Consider the following 16,185-nt stretch of genomic DNA (forward strand, 5'->3'; position numbering starts at 1 on the left):
CCATGAGAAATTCCCATAAAGTTTTAAAAACTCCCATACGATTTGCCTTAGCGGCATTACTAGGTGGCGTGTTGATGCGTATATTACAGATACCTTTCGCATCTGTAGTCACTTTCATGTCATTTTTGGCGATAGCGGTATTATACTTCGTTAGGTTCAGTAAAAAAGTGGACAAGAAACCCGTTGCTTATATTAAAATGGTACTGGTACTTTTTTGGACCACCAACGGTCTTTTAAGAATATTGGACTTCCCCTATACTATTATTTTTCAGATAGGTACGGCCATTACCTTTATTACTTGGTTTGCCATGGAAGGCACCTCCTATTTTATGGACGATGACCGAAAAGCCAAGAACAGTATTATAGAAATCATATGGAACTTTGCCATGGTCGTGGGCGTCTTAACTATCATTTCCGGTGGTTTGATGCATCTGCTCAACTGGGAATATGCCATACCTACATTGACCGTTGGCCTCAGTATCGTAACCGTATATATATTGAAAGATATTTTCAGTCCCGCAAAGGAAATGAACAAAGACCCGAATAACGAAGAATTTCAATTGTAAAGCATAGCCCTAAATCTTTAATTACCTACTTTTCTAGATTTTCGTATCTTAAACCAAACGTTTAGGTTATGAAAAATATAGATCGAAGACAATGGCTAAAAACTGCCGGTTTATCCGGCAGTTTTACTTTTTTAGGAGGTTTGCCTGCGCTGGCAATGGACTCACCCCAACACATCACTACAGAAGGAGGAAGAATTGCCAAACTAAATTCTAACGAAAATCCGTATGGACCATCCAAAGCCGTCCGTAAGGCTATTGTCAAATCCTTTGATAAAGCCTGTAGATACCCCTCGCTGGTGTACAAACCGTTAATTGCACAAATCGCTGAAAAAGAAGGCGTACCAACCGAATACATCGTTTTAACAGGAGGCTCTACAGAAGGCTTAAAAGCTGCGGGGCTGGCGTACGGTAGCCAAGGAAAGGAAATCATAGCGGCAGACCCTACCTTTCAGTCCATGCTTACCTATGCTGAGAATTTTAAAGGCTACGTGCACCGTGTTCCTGTAGATGAAAGCATGGGCCACGATTTAAAGGAAATGGAGCGCCGTATGAACTCCAAAACCGGTTTAGTCTTTATTTGTAACCCCAACAACCCCACAGGGACTTTATTGGATAAGAATGTCCTTCGCGATTTCTGTATCGCCACCAGTAAAAAAGCTATGGTCTTTAGCGATGAGGCCTACTACGATTTTATAACCGAGCCCGATTATCCTTCCATGATAACGTTGGTCAAAGAAGGTATGGATGTTATTGTATCCAAGACCTTTTCCAAAGTATTTGGCATGGCCGGCCTACGCATTGGTTATCTGGTAGCACGACCGAAAATTGCGGATACCTTAAAAAAACATGTGATGGCCATGACCAACCTTTTGGCCATAGAAGCGGCCAAAGAAGCCTTAAAGGATAATGAATTCTATAAATTTAGTATCGCAAAAAATGCAGAGGCCAAAGCCGCTATCTACAAAACCCTAAATGACTTGGGCTTAGACTATGTGGAGTCCCATACCAATTTTGTCTTCTTTAAAACGGGTAGACCAATTGAGGAAATGATTACTGCCATGGAACAAGAAAATGTACTGATCGGAAGGCCCTTCCCTCCTTTCTACAAGTGGGCGCGTATAAGTACCGGAACTATGGAAGACATGGTACTGTTTGATAAAGCGCTACGGAAGGTGATGGGGTAACTTTATTCTTTACTGACCAGACCTTATGGTTTTCTTTAGGTTGATAATTTAAAACTTACTCTTGACGGCACGAGCACGATGCTCGCACTAGCGGGGGAATATCAACAAATTTTCATAATTTTAGATGCAGCAGAGAAAACAATTGCATCAATTGAACAATCATTTTCAACGTTAACAACGTCAAAAAATATAGATGGACTATCTTCAAAAGGTGATTGTTTTTGGGATTGTATGGCTTCTCAATGAAAAGGCATTGCGCGTAGTATGGTAGGTGGTGCGGTTGCTGGTACAGGTGTAGGTGCAATTATAGGGGCTGGCGGTGGCACAATAGTATTTCCAATTTTAGGAACAGCAACAGGAGCTGTTGCAGGAGCTGTTTCGGGAGGAGCAGAAGGTGCTATTTATGGAGCTACTACTGCGGCGATGTTTGCAGCAGCCGATTGTGGTATTCTTTGTGGACAAACTGATGTTTCGGGTTCGGGTGGTTCTTGGAGATTAACTAGCGCAGGTGGTTGTACAAGAGTTGAAGAACCAATAGGAAATACTGGCAATATTATGGTTTTCCAGGTATGTCAATAAATTATAAACTTATGAAATATTTCAAACCTTTTATAAAAAAGAATTTTTATACTATTAGAATTTTTTTAATCGCAACTAATACTTTACTATTTCTTTATCTTTTATACTTCTATGATAAGAAAATATCTTTTGATAATGTTATGCAATATTTGACTGACTACAGGATGTATTTAGCTTCTATCTTTTCTGTTCTGGGTGCATTCTTGGTAAGCAACACTTTATTTAACAAAAAAAATATCGAAAACATTACTTCATCATAACATTCAAACATAGTATTCAAACTAAAGGGTTGTTTAAGTATTAAACAACCCTTTACTGGTTTACACTTGACAGCTATAAATACTTTACAACCTGTAGTCCCACCCTCATAGTAGCATCACTTTTAACCTATCCAAAACCGTTTCCATCATCCAAACTATGTTCTAGTATTACTTAAAACTAAGAACCAATTATTTCTGTATCTTGAAAAGCGATAAATAGTCAAGTAAATTAAGATTCAACTATGAGAACAACTAAAATTTTTATAGCCCTACTGCTGACCCTAAGTAGTACCCTTGCGCATGCACGTATTAACAAAAGCAACAGCAAGAGTGGTATTGCTATCCCCAATGATTCGTTGCGCATAGCGGAACTCGACAGTTTTTGGGCAGAAGTTTCAAGAACGGTAGCGGAGGGAGATTTTGATGGTTATGCCGCCGCCTACCATGAAGATGCGGTCGTTGTCTTTACCACTGGAGAAAACAAAACCTCTGTTTCCATTGCTAAAGCACTAGCGAACTGGAAACAGGGTTTTATAGACACCAAAGGAGGAAAAACAACAAATAATGTGTCTTTCCGTTTTTCACAGCGAGTAGGCAGCGAAACAACGGCCCACGAAACCGGAATTTTTGCCTTTCAATCTAAAGATGGTACCGGTAAGACAAGTCCAAAGCAATATGTGCATTTTGATGCCTTACTCATAAAACGTGATACCATGTGGTTAATGGTCATGGAATATCAAAAATCCAAGGCAACCGAAGCGGAGTGGAATCTTTTGGAATAGCATATACAAAATACGCGGTACAAATAGTAACCAAATGATACAGGCCGTCCGTTCGAGTTATTTTGAGCTGGTCACTGAGCGGAGAAGGTATTGTGGTAATTTTTATGCTTTAGTGACCAGACGGTTTCCTCTGGGTCAATAATTTAAAACGTACTCTTGACGGCACGAGCATGATGCACGCGCTAGCGGGGGTTGGACTGGTAGACCAGCGCCTTATAAGGAAAATTATACAGGTAGAGATTTTTGTAATTAATTTACTAAATTTCCAATTTTACAATGGTTCGTTCTTTAATTATATCAATCTTATTAATCAACTTCAATATGCAGCAATTTAATATTGATGAAAATATTTTGAATCGTAGTTTCTCGGATTACGAAAGTGAATATTTTATTAAAATAGACCAAGAAGAAATGCACGATTATGAAATAAGCTACCATTACAATTATTATTATCCTTCTGGAACCCCTTTCAACTTTAGTTTTATGAAACATCGTGTTTCAAAAGCAGGATTTGCAGTAGCAAAGGATAAATCCATTGAACAGGTTGTATTATACTTAAAGATTTTTGATATTGATATGTTTTATAAAGATTTGGTCAAAAGGTACGGGAAACCAGAAACAACAAGTATTTCTAAATTTTATTTGGAAAAACATGGATACAAAATCCCCTCTGAAACTGATGGGTTCAATGAAAATTCGTATGATTCTCTACCTACACCACTATTAAAAGATTTCAAAAACCTTAGAAATGTTACTTGGTATGAAGTAAACGACTCTGTTAACAAAATAGAAACCAATCTCATTGTTAGGAACAAACCAAGCAATATAATTTTAGGTACGCAAACCCATGAAGTGGAGATTACATTCAGAAGATAGAGATATTTTTAAAGATTTCCCATCAAGTTAAAACTTTAATATCTTGATGGGAATTTTTTTAATATTAATACTAACTTATCAGGATTATTTATTGAATTTTTTTGTCGTCCTCGTTCGGTCTAATGGAGGTTTATTGGAATAAAAAAAACCAGCTGGCGCGAGCGTCACGCTCGTGCCCATGGTTCTAGTGACCTTTCATAAAAACTAACCGCTTCTACTCACGCCATTTTCTTGAACACCCTTTTACCATAACGGGCCAATAAAATGCCTTCATTATCAATTATTGGCACTCCCACAACCACGCTAATCCATTGCGGTAGGCAACAAACTTAAAAAGTAGTACTCATATAGTATTATTTTGATTGAACGTGACACGCTTTGCTAATCGCGCACCAGTAAAGGCTTTTTTAAAAATTACGAGCAAGGATATTTTAAGGGCACGAGCATAATGCTCGCACTATCAACTGGTATTAATTGAAAATAACCAGTGCTTTTTTAAAAGTACCAACAAGGATGTTTACGCTAGCTACCGAGCATAAGTGCTAAACTTATCAACGCTAAACCTTTAAACTTCCTCACCCCAGCCAACCTTCCCTATCCAAACTACGGTATTGTATGGCCTCACTGATGTGATTTCCGTTTAATGCTTCGTCACTGGCCAAATCGGCAATGGTACGGGCTACTTTTAAGATACGGTCATAGGCACGTGCAGAAAGGTTTAAACGCTCCATAGCATTTTTAAGCAATGCTTTCGAAGCTACGTCCAGCGAACAGAATTCTCGAATCTGTTTGGTACTCATCTGCGCGTTGTAATGCACGTTTTCTAGAGATTTGAAACGCTTGGTTTGAATTTCCCTTGCGGCCGTAACACGTTTACGAATGTCCACACTACTTTCCCCTTTTCTATCCTCCGATAGTTTCTCAAAGGGTACGGGTGTTACTTCGATATGAATATCGATACGGTCCAATAAAGGTCCGGATATCTTGCTCAGATAACGTTGCATCTCCGCCGGAGAAGAAGTTACAGGGGCGTCTGGGTCATTAAAATAACCTCCGGGACTGGGGTTCATACTGGCGACCAGCATAAAACTACTAGGATAGGTTACCGTAAAACGTGCCCTGGAAATGGTTACTTCCCTATCTTCCAAAGGCTGACGCATTACTTCTAAAACACCTCGCTTAAATTCGGGCAATTCATCCAAAAACAACACCCCGTTATGTGATAAGGATATCTCTCCCGGCTGCGGATACGCTCCTCCTCCTACCAGAGCCACATCCGAAATAGTGTGGTGCGGACTCCGGAACGGGCGTTGGTTCATCAGGCCCATATTCTTTATTTTACCCACAACGCTATGTATTTTGGTGGTTTCCAAAGCCTCTTGTAGGGTCATTGGTGGTAAAATGGAAGGCAGGCGTTTTGCCAGCATGGTCTTGCCAGCACCTGGCGGACCGATTAAAATTATATTATGTCCACCTGCGGCCGCAATCTCCATACAGCGCTTTATGCTCTCTTGTCCCTTAACATCCGAAAAATCGAACTCCGGAAAATCCAAACTTTTATAAAATTCGGCCCTCGTATCGATGATGGTCTGTTCCAAAGGCGTGCCTTGGTCAAAAAACTCCAGCACCTGTTTTATATTATCTACACCATATACTTTTAAATCGCCCACAATTGCGGCCTCCTTGGCATTCTGACTAGGCAGAATAAATCCCTTAAAACCTTCTTCTTGTGCCTTTATAGCAATGGGCAAGGCTCCTTTTATGGGCTGCAGACTACCATCCAAGGATAGTTCTCCCATAATGATATATTGCTCAATTTCTTCGGATTGAATTTGACTAGAGGCGGATAAAATACCCAAGGCTAAGGTTAAATCATAGGCAGAACCTTCTTTTCGGAGGTCTGCCGGAGCCATATTAATGGTTATTTTCTTTCCGGGAATCTTGTATCCGTTATTCTGTAGTGCGGCCGCTATTCTGTAGTTGCTTTCCTTGATAGCATTGTCTGGCAGACCAACTAAATGGTATCCAACGCCCTTATCCACATTCACCTCGACTGTTATCGTCGTAGCCTCCACACCAAAAACGGCGCTACCATAAACCTTTGTAAGCATATTACTCCTTTGGCCTAAAAATAAGAATTTCTTTAGAGTTCTTAATTTCGGCCTCGTTCATGAGCATTTTTCGGAACATTCCCTGATTATATAACTCTGCTTGGTCCCGGTAATATGCACTAAATGGATTTCCAGATTGTCCCGTTGGTAAAATGCTTAAGCTATTTTCGATATCTGAAAAATCTATAATACGTCTTGTAGATGGTCCACTTGTCGTTTCATAGAAACCTTCTCCATCATAACCGAAATACATATTGTTGATAACCTCCCGTGTTCCGCTTATGGGAAATGGGCCTACATTGAAAAATGACCGTAAAGCGGCAACCTGACCGATAGGGTGTGGATGTTCCAAGGTGTGTACCTTATTCCAGGTCCATTTGGAGCTATCAGAACCAAAATCCGAGTTCAAGGATACAATCGCTTTTTTGAAAGCATCCACCACAATATCTTTTTGAGTTTCTACTTTGTCAGTCGTTGTAACATTGTCCCACCAAACAGAATTTGGTTTGGCGGCCATTGGGGCAATTACCCTTTTATGAAGGTGCGTCGCCAAGAATTGTTGAAACAGCTCATCCCCTAATTCGTCGTGGAAAATATTTTTTAAAAAGTAATACACCCATCGGGTATAAATGGTACCGGCAACACTTTCCAAAGGATAATCCCCTTGCCATTGTCCTAATAAATCCAGTGCTTTCAATTCAATATCGTTCAGGCTAGAAACATCCATTAATTTGGTAAAATCCTTCACCACGAGAGGGTCTACCGATGAAGTTACATCCAAAATCATTTCACTGGTCGAAGCAATATCCCAATCATCCTTAGGTTCCAACAGGTCTACGATTCTTTTACCTCTATTCTCCGGTAAATAATACCCTGGATATAACATGCCCGCAATAGAATCTGGCTGATTGTTAGCCGAATAAACATAGTTCCATGGGGGATTTACAGCCTGTGGATTTTCTGAAAAATCCAATAGTGTTTTTTGTACGGGTAACCCTGTATCATTATCAAATACCATTTTTGTCTGCACACTATCAGCAATGGTATATAGTTGTGCCGTAGCGAACCAGCCAATATTATTCTCGGCATCGCCGTACATAATGTTCAAACCGGGAGCATGCAATTTTGGAAGCGCTTTTTTGAATTCAGTTACGTTGGAAGCTGTACCCATTTCATAAAAAGCGTCCAATCCCTTATTTTCCATTTGGGTGTATATCCATGACATGGCTATGGGCCGCTCATATTTTACAAGGGCCGGAACACCTGTCAAAAGTGGTCCATGAATGGATTTCTTATAGGTATACTTGAGCTCGACCGTATCCTTAACTTTTATAGTTTTGGTAATAAGCTCATAATCTTCCCAGCCATTTTCGGTGGCATATTGATTCTCATTTTCGGGATTATTTTCTTCATAATAAAAATCGATATCATCGTTTTCGAACATGGTGATGCCATAAGCAAGGTCTCTATTGTGACCTAATAATGCGAAGGGAATTCCCGCCATATGATATCCGTATTTGGAGTATGTCGGTGTTTCCAGATGTGCTTCGTACCAAACAGAGGGTTGTGAAAAACCTATATGAGGGTCATTCGCCAAAATCACCTTAGCATTTTTCGTTTTCTCAGGTCCTATGACCCAACTATTACTTCCTTCGAACATGGGAAGATCTAACTTCCCTAGCGCCTTTGTGACCGATGCTGTAATCGTATTTTGAACGGAATCTTTGGAAGAAGGTTCGTAGTTCTTAATCCATTCTAAATCCGCGCTACTCATTATCTCTAAATCGGTAAGATAAGCCGGGCCTAATTTATTGTTGATATTGGTTAGTAGCGGGTCCGTTTTATGGGCCATCGCAAAACTAAAGGCCATGTAACCCATGGTATTATAGACATCCTCTAATGAAAATTCGGTTTTATCAATGCCCGTTAAATAAAATTCAATGGGTGTGGGTCCTTCTACAACAAACTGGTTTATTCCATCGAGATAGGCTTCCGCCAGTTGTATGGATTTTCTGTTTCTATCGACAGAGGCCACGGTTTTTTTTGATGCTTCATCTATACCTAGATTGAGAAAAAACTTATCCGTTTCAATAAGGTCCTTTCCAAAAACTTCCGACAACCTCCCACTTCCCACTCTTCTGAGTAGTTCCATCTGCCAGAGCCTATCTTGAGCATGTACAAAACCTAGGGCACGAAAAGCATCCAAATCTGTTTTACCGTAAATGTGTGGTATCCCGTAGTCATCATAATATACTTCTACCTCATCTTCAAGACTTGATAGCAGTTTTTTTCCGGAATAATCCGGTTTAAGGATTTGAATGCCTGCCACTCCGATTATGAGGAGAACCAAAAGCAGTCCTAACAAAAAGAGTGTTATTTTCTTTAAAATTTTCATCTATTGGTCTTAGGGGGAATTTGACCTCAAGGTAGTATTATTTTTTTGAAATAAAAACGCTCGTAATCCTGCTTTTTATTGACACCGCCAAAGGTTATAAGGCCCAGAGGCTTACCTCGAAATAAAATATTCGATTCTAGGAATGCCACGTAGACTTATCCTGAGATTGTTTGCTAAGACGCTACAAAAAACCACTTATACTACTATTCCTTAAAATTTCGTAATCCTTCTAGTAGCCAGATACGGTACGTTTCCGCATCGGTATTTTGGATGGACGTATTCAACACCTTTAAATCGGGTGAAAGAAGTACATAGAACGGTTGTGATACGGCATTAAAATTCACGTCCTGAAAAGTCCCCCATTTTTGTGCGATATTGGTTATCTCCTTAACACGACCAGAATCATATTGAAATTTGAACTGCTCTTCTACGGGTAATTCTTTTCTATCATCCACATATAAGGAAATAAGCACATAATCATTTTTAAGGATTGGATAGATATCCGGCTCGCTCCAAACGTTTTCTTCCATCTTACGACAGTTTACACAAGCCCACCCTGTAAAATCTAGTAATATGGGCTTATCTTTTTCTTTTGCAAAGGCGAGACCACTTTCAAAATCCTTGAAGCAATCGATTCCTAAGGGGCAATCACTTTCCTGTTCAAAAACACTGTAGAATTCAGGTGGTGGAAATCCGCTCAGCAATTTTAAATTGGTCACATTCGTAAGACCCAACATCAGATATATCGTGAAAACGGCACTTAGAATTCCGGTAATTTTCCTTCCTAAGGATAGCTTCTGTTTTGGCCCATCGTGCGGAAAACGAAAAATACCGAACAAATAGAGCGTCAAAAGCAAACCTAGTACAATCCAAATGGCCAGAAAGATTTCTCTTTTTAGAATGCCCCAATGCCCCACCAAATCGGCATTGGATAAGAATTTAAGGGCAAGCCCTATCTCTAAAAATCCGAGTACGACTTTCACTGTTGTCATCCAGCCACCGGATTTTGGCAAGGAATTTAACCAAGCCGGAAAGAGCGCAAATAACATAAAAGGCAGCGCGAGTGCCGCACCAAACCCGGTCATACCGGCGGTAAGGTTTATCGCTACATCGCCCTCTGCTAAAGTTGTGCCTCCTAGTAGTCCACCAAGAATGGGGCCCGTGCAGGAGAAGGAAACTATGGCCAAAGTTACAGCCATGAAAAATATACCCAGAACACCCCCCACTTTACTGGACGCGGCATCCATTTTATTGGCCCAAGAACTAGGCAAAGTGAGTTCGTAATAACCAAAAAACGAAAAGGCAAAAAAGATAAAAATTGCAAAGAACGCTAGGTTGAGCCATACATTGGTCGCAATCGTATTCAGTATTTGTGAGTCTACCGAATCAAATAAATGAAAGGGTAGGCTCAGTAAAAAATAAATGAGGACAATGAAAAATCCGTACAAAAGCGCATTGGCTATTCCTTTCGATTTTTTTTGAGAATGTTTTGTAAAGAAGGAAACCGTTAAGGGTATCATAGGAAAGACGCATGGAGTTAACAATGCGATTAAACCACCCAAAAATCCTAGAGCGAACAGTACCCACAGACTAGAACTTGTGCTTATGCTCTCTTGACCTTGAGTCAGTAGCACCCTATTCTTTAAATCTAATCGTAATTTGGCCCCCAATTCTTTGCTCTTTTCATCCATAGCAACAGTCTCTTCTGAAATGTCGGAACCATCTAGGGAAAAGATAAAATCTTCATCTGCTGGAATACAGACCTCCTTACAGATTTGATAAAAAAGATTTACCTGAACCTGTTTCGCATTGGCATTAAGCACCTGTATTCTTTGGGTAAAAATGGCCTCATTCTTAAAAAAAGTTTCCGCTACCTCAAAAATTTCACTGTACTCCTCTACCGTTTCGCTTTCCTTAGTTTGGCCTATAAGTCGGTAAGCCTCACCGGCTCCCTTAAATGTAAAAGTGCTTGGCAATGAGCCACCCTCAGCGGTAAACTGAGAAAAAATATGCCAGCCCTCATGAATAGCTCCTTTGAGAATTAAATCGTACTCGGTGTCCGATATTTGCTTTACCTCCTTGCTCCAAATAACAGGATTTTCATCATCCTGCCCCACAACGAAGAACGATGCCAACAAAAAGAAAACACTAAAAATTAAATACCTCATACTGCTATCGCTATTTTCATTATTTCGGTCGTTGTATCCACCACTTTAAACCTATTATCTGCCCTTCTTCCTATGACCCATACAATTTTATCTTCGGAGCAAAGTAACCATTGTGCTTCTTTAGCTATAAGAGAAACCTTTTCATCCTTAAAAAATTTAGCCAGTTTTTTCTTTCCGTTAAGACCGATGGGATAAAAATAGTCGCCTTTATTCCATTTCCTTAACACCAGCGGATATTTTAACGCATTTTTATCCACATAAATTATAGTATCGCTATTTTCTTCTCTTTGTGTAACTATTGAAAAACGCAAGGATATAGGTTGTTCTAGTACTTCCTGCTCTTTATCTATCCTGTAAGTAGACGGTATTTCTGCGGCATCTTTTAGCGCTGACAATAGTAAATACTCCCTGTCTTTTAACAAACGGTGAGTCTTGGATACAACAGACTTACCGCTCATGCCTACTAATAAATTTTTAACGTTACTCCATTCCCTAAAACCATATTCACTAAAAAGACTGTAGATATAGGCCTCTAACGGATGACAATTATTTAGGGCAGAAATAGCGATTTTAAAGTGATTGCCCTCGGAAAGAAAGTGTTGCTTTTTCCACGTATGTATTTCTTGCTTTGCCAATTCATTGGTTTGGTCCAAGTAAGCGATACTGTCCTTAAAATTGGACAAGAATGAAGGGTGAAGGTCTTTGAGGGCGGGGACAATCTGATGCCTTATGTTGTTCCTGAGGTATTTCGTATCCGCATTGCTAGCATCTTCTCGCCATGTTAAGCCATTCTTTTCAGCATAGTCCTGTATATCTTTTCGAGCATATTTTAACAAAGGCCGGTAGACCGTATCTGTTTTTTCAGGAATACCCGTGAGCCCTTCTATTCCCGAGCCTCTTGATAAATTAATAAGAAAGGTTTCCAAGTTATCATCTGCGTGATGCGCGGTTAGTATATACTTTAAACCATGCTCAGAAAGCAATTTCTTAAACCAGTGGTATCTTAGCTCTCGCGCGCCCATTTGAATGGAAACCTTCTTTTCGTCTACGTAAGCTTTTGTATTGAAATGCGTGATGTAAATTTTTTTGTTCCATGCTACGGACAGGTTTTTAACGAAAGCTTTGTCCAGATCACTTGCTGCTCCTCGTAATCCAAAATTACAATGTGCGAGGACAAAATCCATTTGGCATCGATAACAAAGATGAGCAAGTACTACACTATCCAAACCACCACTACAGGCTATTAAAAATCGATTTTCCAATAGTTCTGGAAAATTCTTTTCTATGTGATCTGTAAAATCCTGAAGCATGCCGCAAAGGTAGTTAATTCGGGGATTAAGGCCGCTACTCCTCCAAAACTTGACGCATGGCCTTTGCTTTAAGTAAACATTCCTCATATTCGTTTGTCGGGATAGATTTTTCGGTAATGGCACTACCTACGCCATAAGACAAGTATTTGTTGGTCTGGTTGTAAAGAATACTTCTGATGACCACATTAAAATCAAAATCTGAATCTGGTGTAAAATAACCTACCGCACCGCTATAAAGGCCCCGCTTAAAGGATTCTAGTTCTTCAATTATTTTCATTGCCGAAATCTTGGGAGCGCCTGTCATACTGCCCATAGGAAACGTATCCTTCAACAAGTCCACTGCATCCATATCTTGGGTTACTTCTGAAGATATCGTGGAAATCATTTGATGTACTTGGTCAAAGGAATACACCTTGCACAACTCCTCTACCCTTACACTACCCTTTAGCGCACTTTTTGATAAATCGTTCCGTACCAAATCAACGATCATAATATTTTCGGACCTTTCTTTCTCATTAGTTTCCAGCTCTTTTCTTAGTAAGATATCTTTTTCTTTGTCTGTAGACCTACTGGCCGTACCTTTTATGGGTTGTGAGATTATTTTGGTTCCTATTTTCTTCAAGTACCGTTCTGGTGAAGCGCAGAGCAAGAATTTATCGAACAATTTCACATAGCTCGCAAAGGGAGCTTTAGAAATTTCGTTTAATTTTTTATAGATGTCAATGGGGTCGATGAGACAATCCTCCATGTAGAATTCTTGGCAGAAATTAGCTTCATAGATGTCCCCTTTACGGATATGACTCAACATTTTTTCCACCTGCCTAAAATACTCGTCCTTAAAGATCCGCATTTTAATATGTGCTTTGCTTTTGGTCGTTGCGACTTTGATGCTGCTTGATTGGTAATTTGAAATTTCCGAAAAATCGGTTTCAATCTCATCGGCAACCATATTCAGATAAACAAAACGTATCTCGTCATCTACGATTTGAATTATCTTCTTGGGTTGAAAAAAATAGAGGTCGGGAAACTTAAGACCATCAAAATTATTGGAAGATAGTGGTTCAACGTCGTTTTTAAGGTCGTAGGACAGGTAACCAAAAATCCAATCTTTGGTTTGTAACTGATACTCTTTTAAATTTTCAAAAGCATTGGTACAATCTGTAGTAAGGGCCGTTAATCCGTCTACGGCAAGCAGTGTATCAAAAGAACTATAGGAGTTTGTATGCTGATTGCTATCTAGCCATACCACTTCATCAAACTGTTGAGACCAAGACAGCAGTGCTTCTTTAAAAATTTTGGGACTCGCTGTCGTATAGGTTTTTGTCTGCCTCAAAAATTAGCCAATTGCTTCCATGAAGTTTTCAAGTGCTTCCTTGTGGGACTTTGATAGGTCTTTATCCAGAATACCTTTTTCCATATCAAAATTATCATGAAAACCGGGCAGCGAAAAAGAGGCTACAAGCTCTGCTCCAAAACGGGCAAGTAATTTCTCCGTTACTTCAAATGCTCCCTTAGCTCCTCTCTTACCACCAGAAGTAGACATCAAGAGCAGTTTTTTACCGTCGATAAAATTCTTGTCAACTCTAGACAACCAATCAATCAGGTTTTTGAAATATGCGGAAGGATTGCTGTTATGCTCGTTTACGGAAAGAATAATTCCCTTTGCATTCTGTATGGTATTCTTGACCTCTATAAGCGAGTTAGAATAACCGTTCTCCTTCTCGTAGTCCTCGCTATACATAGGAAATGGGCAATTAGCCATGTCCAACAATTTCAATTCGTTACCACTTATCAAGGAGGCCGTATACCTTACCAATTTATAATTTATTGAGGTTGATGAATTACTACCGGCAAAGCCAAAAATATAGGACATAATTATTGTGGATTGTTTGCTATACGAAAATAGCCCAAATCCTATAGAGTTGCCACTATTTTCTATAGTTTTGCATCGCAAAACATCCAAACATACTGTGATTTAAGTATATAGGGTAAGAGAAATATGATGCAGACAAAAGATACGAGGCTTTATTTTATAGATGCTATCCGGGCTTGGGCAATTTTGATGATGCTCCAGGGTCACTTTATTGATGGCCTTCTGGACAATGCCTTTAGAGACAACTCCAATATTATTTTCAATGTTTGGAAATATTTTAGAGGTATCACTGCCCCTGTATTCTTTACCGTTTCCGGATTCATATTCACCTATTTATTGATAAAAGTCCCGGAATTAGGATGGGACAATCCGAGGGTAAGGAAAGGTATACGCAGAGGCTTTCAATTAGTATTCATCGGTTATTTCTTAAGAATTAATCTGTTAGGACTATTTCAGGGAGAGATTTATCCGTCGTTCTATCTCGTGGATGTCCTCCACTGTATTGGGCTTTCCATTCTAGGAATCATAGGAGTTTATGTCCTAACGGCAAATAGAAAAAAATGGTTATTCCCTTCAGTACTATTAATAATAACTACCTCACTATTTTTATTTGAACCCTATTACAAAGAGGTAAACTTCTATTTACTACCGCAGTGGATCGCAAATTATTTTACCAAGTCCAATGGTTCTGTATTTACCATTTTACCTTGGTTCGGTTACGCCACCTTTGGCAGCTTCATGTCCATCATCTTTAAGAAATTTAAAAATCATGAGAAACTATATTCCCGTGCCATAGGCATTTGTATAGTTTTGGGAGCGCTTTTAATTTTTGGCTCATCAGAGTTCTTTTTGGCAATTTCACAAGCAACCGGAATTCAGCTGTTTGCAGATATTTTCTTTAATAATTATTTGTTTATTCGATTAGGGGATGTCTTAGTCGTGTTTGCCGTATTTATGCTTTTGCGTAAATTCCTCACGAACAAAGTAGGTCTAAAATTAGGACAAAGTACCCTATCTATATACGTTATACATTTTATAATTCTTTATGGGAGTTTTACGGGATTGGGACTTTATGGATTCTTTCATCATAGCTTATCCCCCTGGTTAGTGGTTACCGGTGCCGTGGTATTTATGATTGTTTGCTCTTACCTGGCACTGCTGTATGAAGACCATAAGGCAGCCATAAAAGCAGTTAGCAACAAAGGTTTTGGCATGGTAAAATTACATGTGGAACGTACCATACTGTTAAGTTTTGGCGTTTTAAGATTTCTTTCTATAAAGCTATTAAGATTATTTGGACTGACTAAAAATTAGTCTTACCCCTATTTCTGCTTCCACTTTTTATCTAAATTGACCAAAAATTATTTTCATGGAAGAGAAAAATTATGCCCCCATCGCAGTTGATTTAGAAAAAGATAAACGTTACGCTTGGTGCACCTGTAGTCACAGCGCCAACCAGCCCTTTTGCGATGGTGCCCACAGAGCACATAATAAACCGCCTTCCTTGGGGTTCACTGTGGAAGAAGATAAACAGGCCTATCTGTGTACGTGCAAAAAGACCGGAAACCCTCCATATTGCGATGGGTCCCATAACAATAACTGAGTCAACATACGCCCAACTTCATCGCTTTAAGCTATTAAAGTACTGTTAAACTTCTAAGACCTGTAGTTCTTAAACGACATAGTTCATAAAATACTTATGATTATGTTCAATTAAAGAAGCGGTCTTATGCTTTTGCCTTTCTTAATAGGCCTGCTTAGCAACGTTTTTATATTACCGGAATTAACGCCAGAAACGAATACAGGAGTAAAAACCCTCTATAGCATTGAAGCTGATGTACCCATTTCTGGTTTTCTAAAGTTAGCGACCAATAGCGACGAAAATACCATTACTTCCCTTATCGATAAAATTGATAAAAACTGGAAAGTGCGTTACGAAATTATGGCTCTAGAAACCCTTTATTTTTCGAATGATTTCAGAGTAAGGCTTGCATTACGGAAACTATTGGAGAAAAAGACTCAAAAGGAAATCGTAGGTAATTATGATAGAACATTTCAATATTTCTAGAACAAAGAACCGA

Annotated in this window: 14 protein-coding genes; 8 read left to right on the forward strand and 6 right to left on the reverse strand. The window is 39.3% G+C overall.

All coding sequences use genetic code 11. The annotated features are described in order from the left end of the window. Positions 1–2 precede the first annotated feature (2 nt). From BFP77_RS14370 to BFP77_RS14395, 5 genes are all read left to right on the forward strand, one after another. Positions 3–566 carry a hypothetical protein gene (locus BFP77_RS14370; protein ID WP_099574708.1) on the forward strand — a complete coding sequence of 188 codons (564 nt, stop codon included), beginning with the start codon at positions 3–5 and terminating at the stop codon, positions 564–566. 68 nt (positions 567–634) lie between these two features. After that, on the forward strand, positions 635–1,750 hold the full coding sequence (locus tag BFP77_RS14375; RefSeq protein ID WP_099574709.1) for a pyridoxal phosphate-dependent aminotransferase: 1,116 nt from the start codon (positions 635–637) through the stop codon (positions 1,748–1,750). 264 nt (positions 1,751–2,014) lie between these two features. Beyond that, positions 2,015–2,329, forward strand: coding sequence for a hypothetical protein (locus BFP77_RS14380; RefSeq protein ID WP_099574710.1), 315 nt, complete (start codon positions 2,015–2,017; stop codon positions 2,327–2,329). Positions 2,330–2,831: 502 nt separating this feature from the next. Next, on the forward strand, positions 2,832–3,371 hold the full coding sequence (locus BFP77_RS14390) for a DUF4440 domain-containing protein (protein ID WP_099574712.1): 540 nt from the start codon (positions 2,832–2,834) through the stop codon (positions 3,369–3,371). Between the two features lie 321 nt (positions 3,372–3,692). Next, positions 3,693–4,247, forward strand: coding sequence for a hypothetical protein (locus tag BFP77_RS14395; RefSeq protein WP_099574713.1), 555 nt, complete (start codon positions 3,693–3,695; stop codon positions 4,245–4,247). Positions 4,248–4,822: 575 nt separating this feature from the next. On the opposite strand, the gene BFP77_RS14400 is transcribed toward BFP77_RS14395, so the two are convergent. The 6 genes from BFP77_RS14400 to BFP77_RS14425 all read right to left on the reverse strand — a co-directional run bounded on the left by BFP77_RS14400 (position 4,823) and on the right by BFP77_RS14425 (position 14,104). Beyond that, complete coding sequence (locus BFP77_RS14400; protein ID WP_099574714.1) at positions 4,823–6,358, reverse strand: YifB family Mg chelatase-like AAA ATPase; 1,536 nt, start codon at positions 6,356–6,358, stop codon at positions 4,823–4,825. A gap of 1 nt (position 6,359) precedes the next feature. Further along, a complete protein-coding gene (locus BFP77_RS14405) occupies positions 6,360–8,753 on the reverse strand; it encodes a penicillin acylase family protein (RefSeq protein WP_099574715.1) in 2,394 nt (797 codons plus the stop codon). A gap of 203 nt (positions 8,754–8,956) precedes the next feature. Further along, positions 8,957–10,921, reverse strand: a complete 1,965-nt coding sequence (locus tag BFP77_RS14410) for a protein-disulfide reductase DsbD family protein (protein ID WP_099574716.1) — start codon at positions 10,919–10,921, stop codon at positions 8,957–8,959. Then, positions 10,918–12,231 (reverse strand): tRNA lysidine(34) synthetase TilS, encoded by a 1,314-nt coding sequence (gene tilS / locus BFP77_RS14415; protein WP_099574717.1) that lies wholly within the window; start codon positions 12,229–12,231, stop codon positions 10,918–10,920. The genes BFP77_RS14410 and tilS overlap by 4 nt, the downstream gene beginning before the upstream one ends. A gap of 34 nt (positions 12,232–12,265) precedes the next feature. Further along, positions 12,266–13,564 (reverse strand): anthranilate synthase component I family protein, encoded by a 1,299-nt coding sequence (locus BFP77_RS14420; RefSeq protein WP_099574718.1) that lies wholly within the window; start codon positions 13,562–13,564, stop codon positions 12,266–12,268. Positions 13,565–13,567: 3 nt separating this feature from the next. After that, complete coding sequence (locus BFP77_RS14425) at positions 13,568–14,104, reverse strand: NADPH-dependent FMN reductase (protein ID WP_099574719.1); 537 nt, start codon at positions 14,102–14,104, stop codon at positions 13,568–13,570. 126 nt (positions 14,105–14,230) lie between these two features. On the opposite strand from BFP77_RS14425, the gene BFP77_RS14430 reads away from it, so the two are divergent. The 3 genes from BFP77_RS14430 to BFP77_RS14440 all read left to right on the forward strand — a co-directional run bounded on the left by BFP77_RS14430 (position 14,231) and on the right by BFP77_RS14440 (position 16,172). After that, positions 14,231–15,418, forward strand: coding sequence for an acyltransferase family protein (locus BFP77_RS14430; RefSeq protein ID WP_306475430.1), 1,188 nt, complete (start codon positions 14,231–14,233; stop codon positions 15,416–15,418). Positions 15,419–15,473: 55 nt separating this feature from the next. Further along, on the forward strand, positions 15,474–15,707 hold the full coding sequence (locus BFP77_RS14435; RefSeq protein WP_099574720.1) for a CDGSH iron-sulfur domain-containing protein: 234 nt from the start codon (positions 15,474–15,476) through the stop codon (positions 15,705–15,707). Between the two features lie 126 nt (positions 15,708–15,833). Beyond that, positions 15,834–16,172: a hypothetical protein gene (locus tag BFP77_RS14440; protein WP_099574721.1), complete on the forward strand. Its 339-nt coding sequence runs from the start codon at positions 15,834–15,836 to the stop codon at positions 16,170–16,172. The last annotated feature ends 13 nt before the right edge of the window (positions 16,173–16,185 follow it).

This window comes from Maribacter sp. 4U21 (genome assembly GCF_002742365.1).
Taxonomy (GTDB): Bacteria; Bacteroidota; Bacteroidia; order Flavobacteriales; family Flavobacteriaceae; genus Maribacter.

Bases quoted from the DNA above. Each gene is read 5' to 3' on its own strand.
- BFP77_RS14370 (WP_099574708.1), top strand. From the start codon at position 3: ATGAGAAATTCCCATAAAGTTTTAAAAACTCCCATACGATTTGCCTTA.
- BFP77_RS14375 (WP_099574709.1), top strand. From the start codon at position 635: ATGAAAAATATAGATCGAAGACAATGGCTAAAAACTGCCGGTTTATCC.
- BFP77_RS14380 (WP_099574710.1), top strand. From the start codon at position 2,015: ATGGTAGGTGGTGCGGTTGCTGGTACAGGTGTAGGTGCAATTATAGGG.
- BFP77_RS14390 (WP_099574712.1), top strand. From the start codon at position 2,832: ATGAGAACAACTAAAATTTTTATAGCCCTACTGCTGACCCTAAGTAGT.
- BFP77_RS14395 (WP_099574713.1), top strand. From the start codon at position 3,693: ATGCAGCAATTTAATATTGATGAAAATATTTTGAATCGTAGTTTCTCG.
- BFP77_RS14400 (WP_099574714.1), bottom strand. From the start codon at position 6,358: ATGCTTACAAAGGTTTATGGTAGCGCCGTTTTTGGTGTGGAGGCTACG.
- BFP77_RS14405 (WP_099574715.1), bottom strand. From the start codon at position 8,753: ATGAAAATTTTAAAGAAAATAACACTCTTTTTGTTAGGACTGCTTTTG.
- BFP77_RS14410 (WP_099574716.1), bottom strand. From the start codon at position 10,921: ATGAGGTATTTAATTTTTAGTGTTTTCTTTTTGTTGGCATCGTTCTTC.
- tilS (WP_099574717.1), bottom strand. From the start codon at position 12,231: ATGCTTCAGGATTTTACAGATCACATAGAAAAGAATTTTCCAGAACTA.
- BFP77_RS14425 (WP_099574719.1), bottom strand. From the start codon at position 14,104: ATGTCCTATATTTTTGGCTTTGCCGGTAGTAATTCATCAACCTCAATA.
- BFP77_RS14430 (WP_306475430.1), top strand. From the start codon at position 14,231: ATGATGCAGACAAAAGATACGAGGCTTTATTTTATAGATGCTATCCGG.
- BFP77_RS14435 (WP_099574720.1), top strand. From the start codon at position 15,474: ATGGAAGAGAAAAATTATGCCCCCATCGCAGTTGATTTAGAAAAAGAT.
- BFP77_RS14440 (WP_099574721.1), top strand. From the start codon at position 15,834: ATGCTTTTGCCTTTCTTAATAGGCCTGCTTAGCAACGTTTTTATATTA.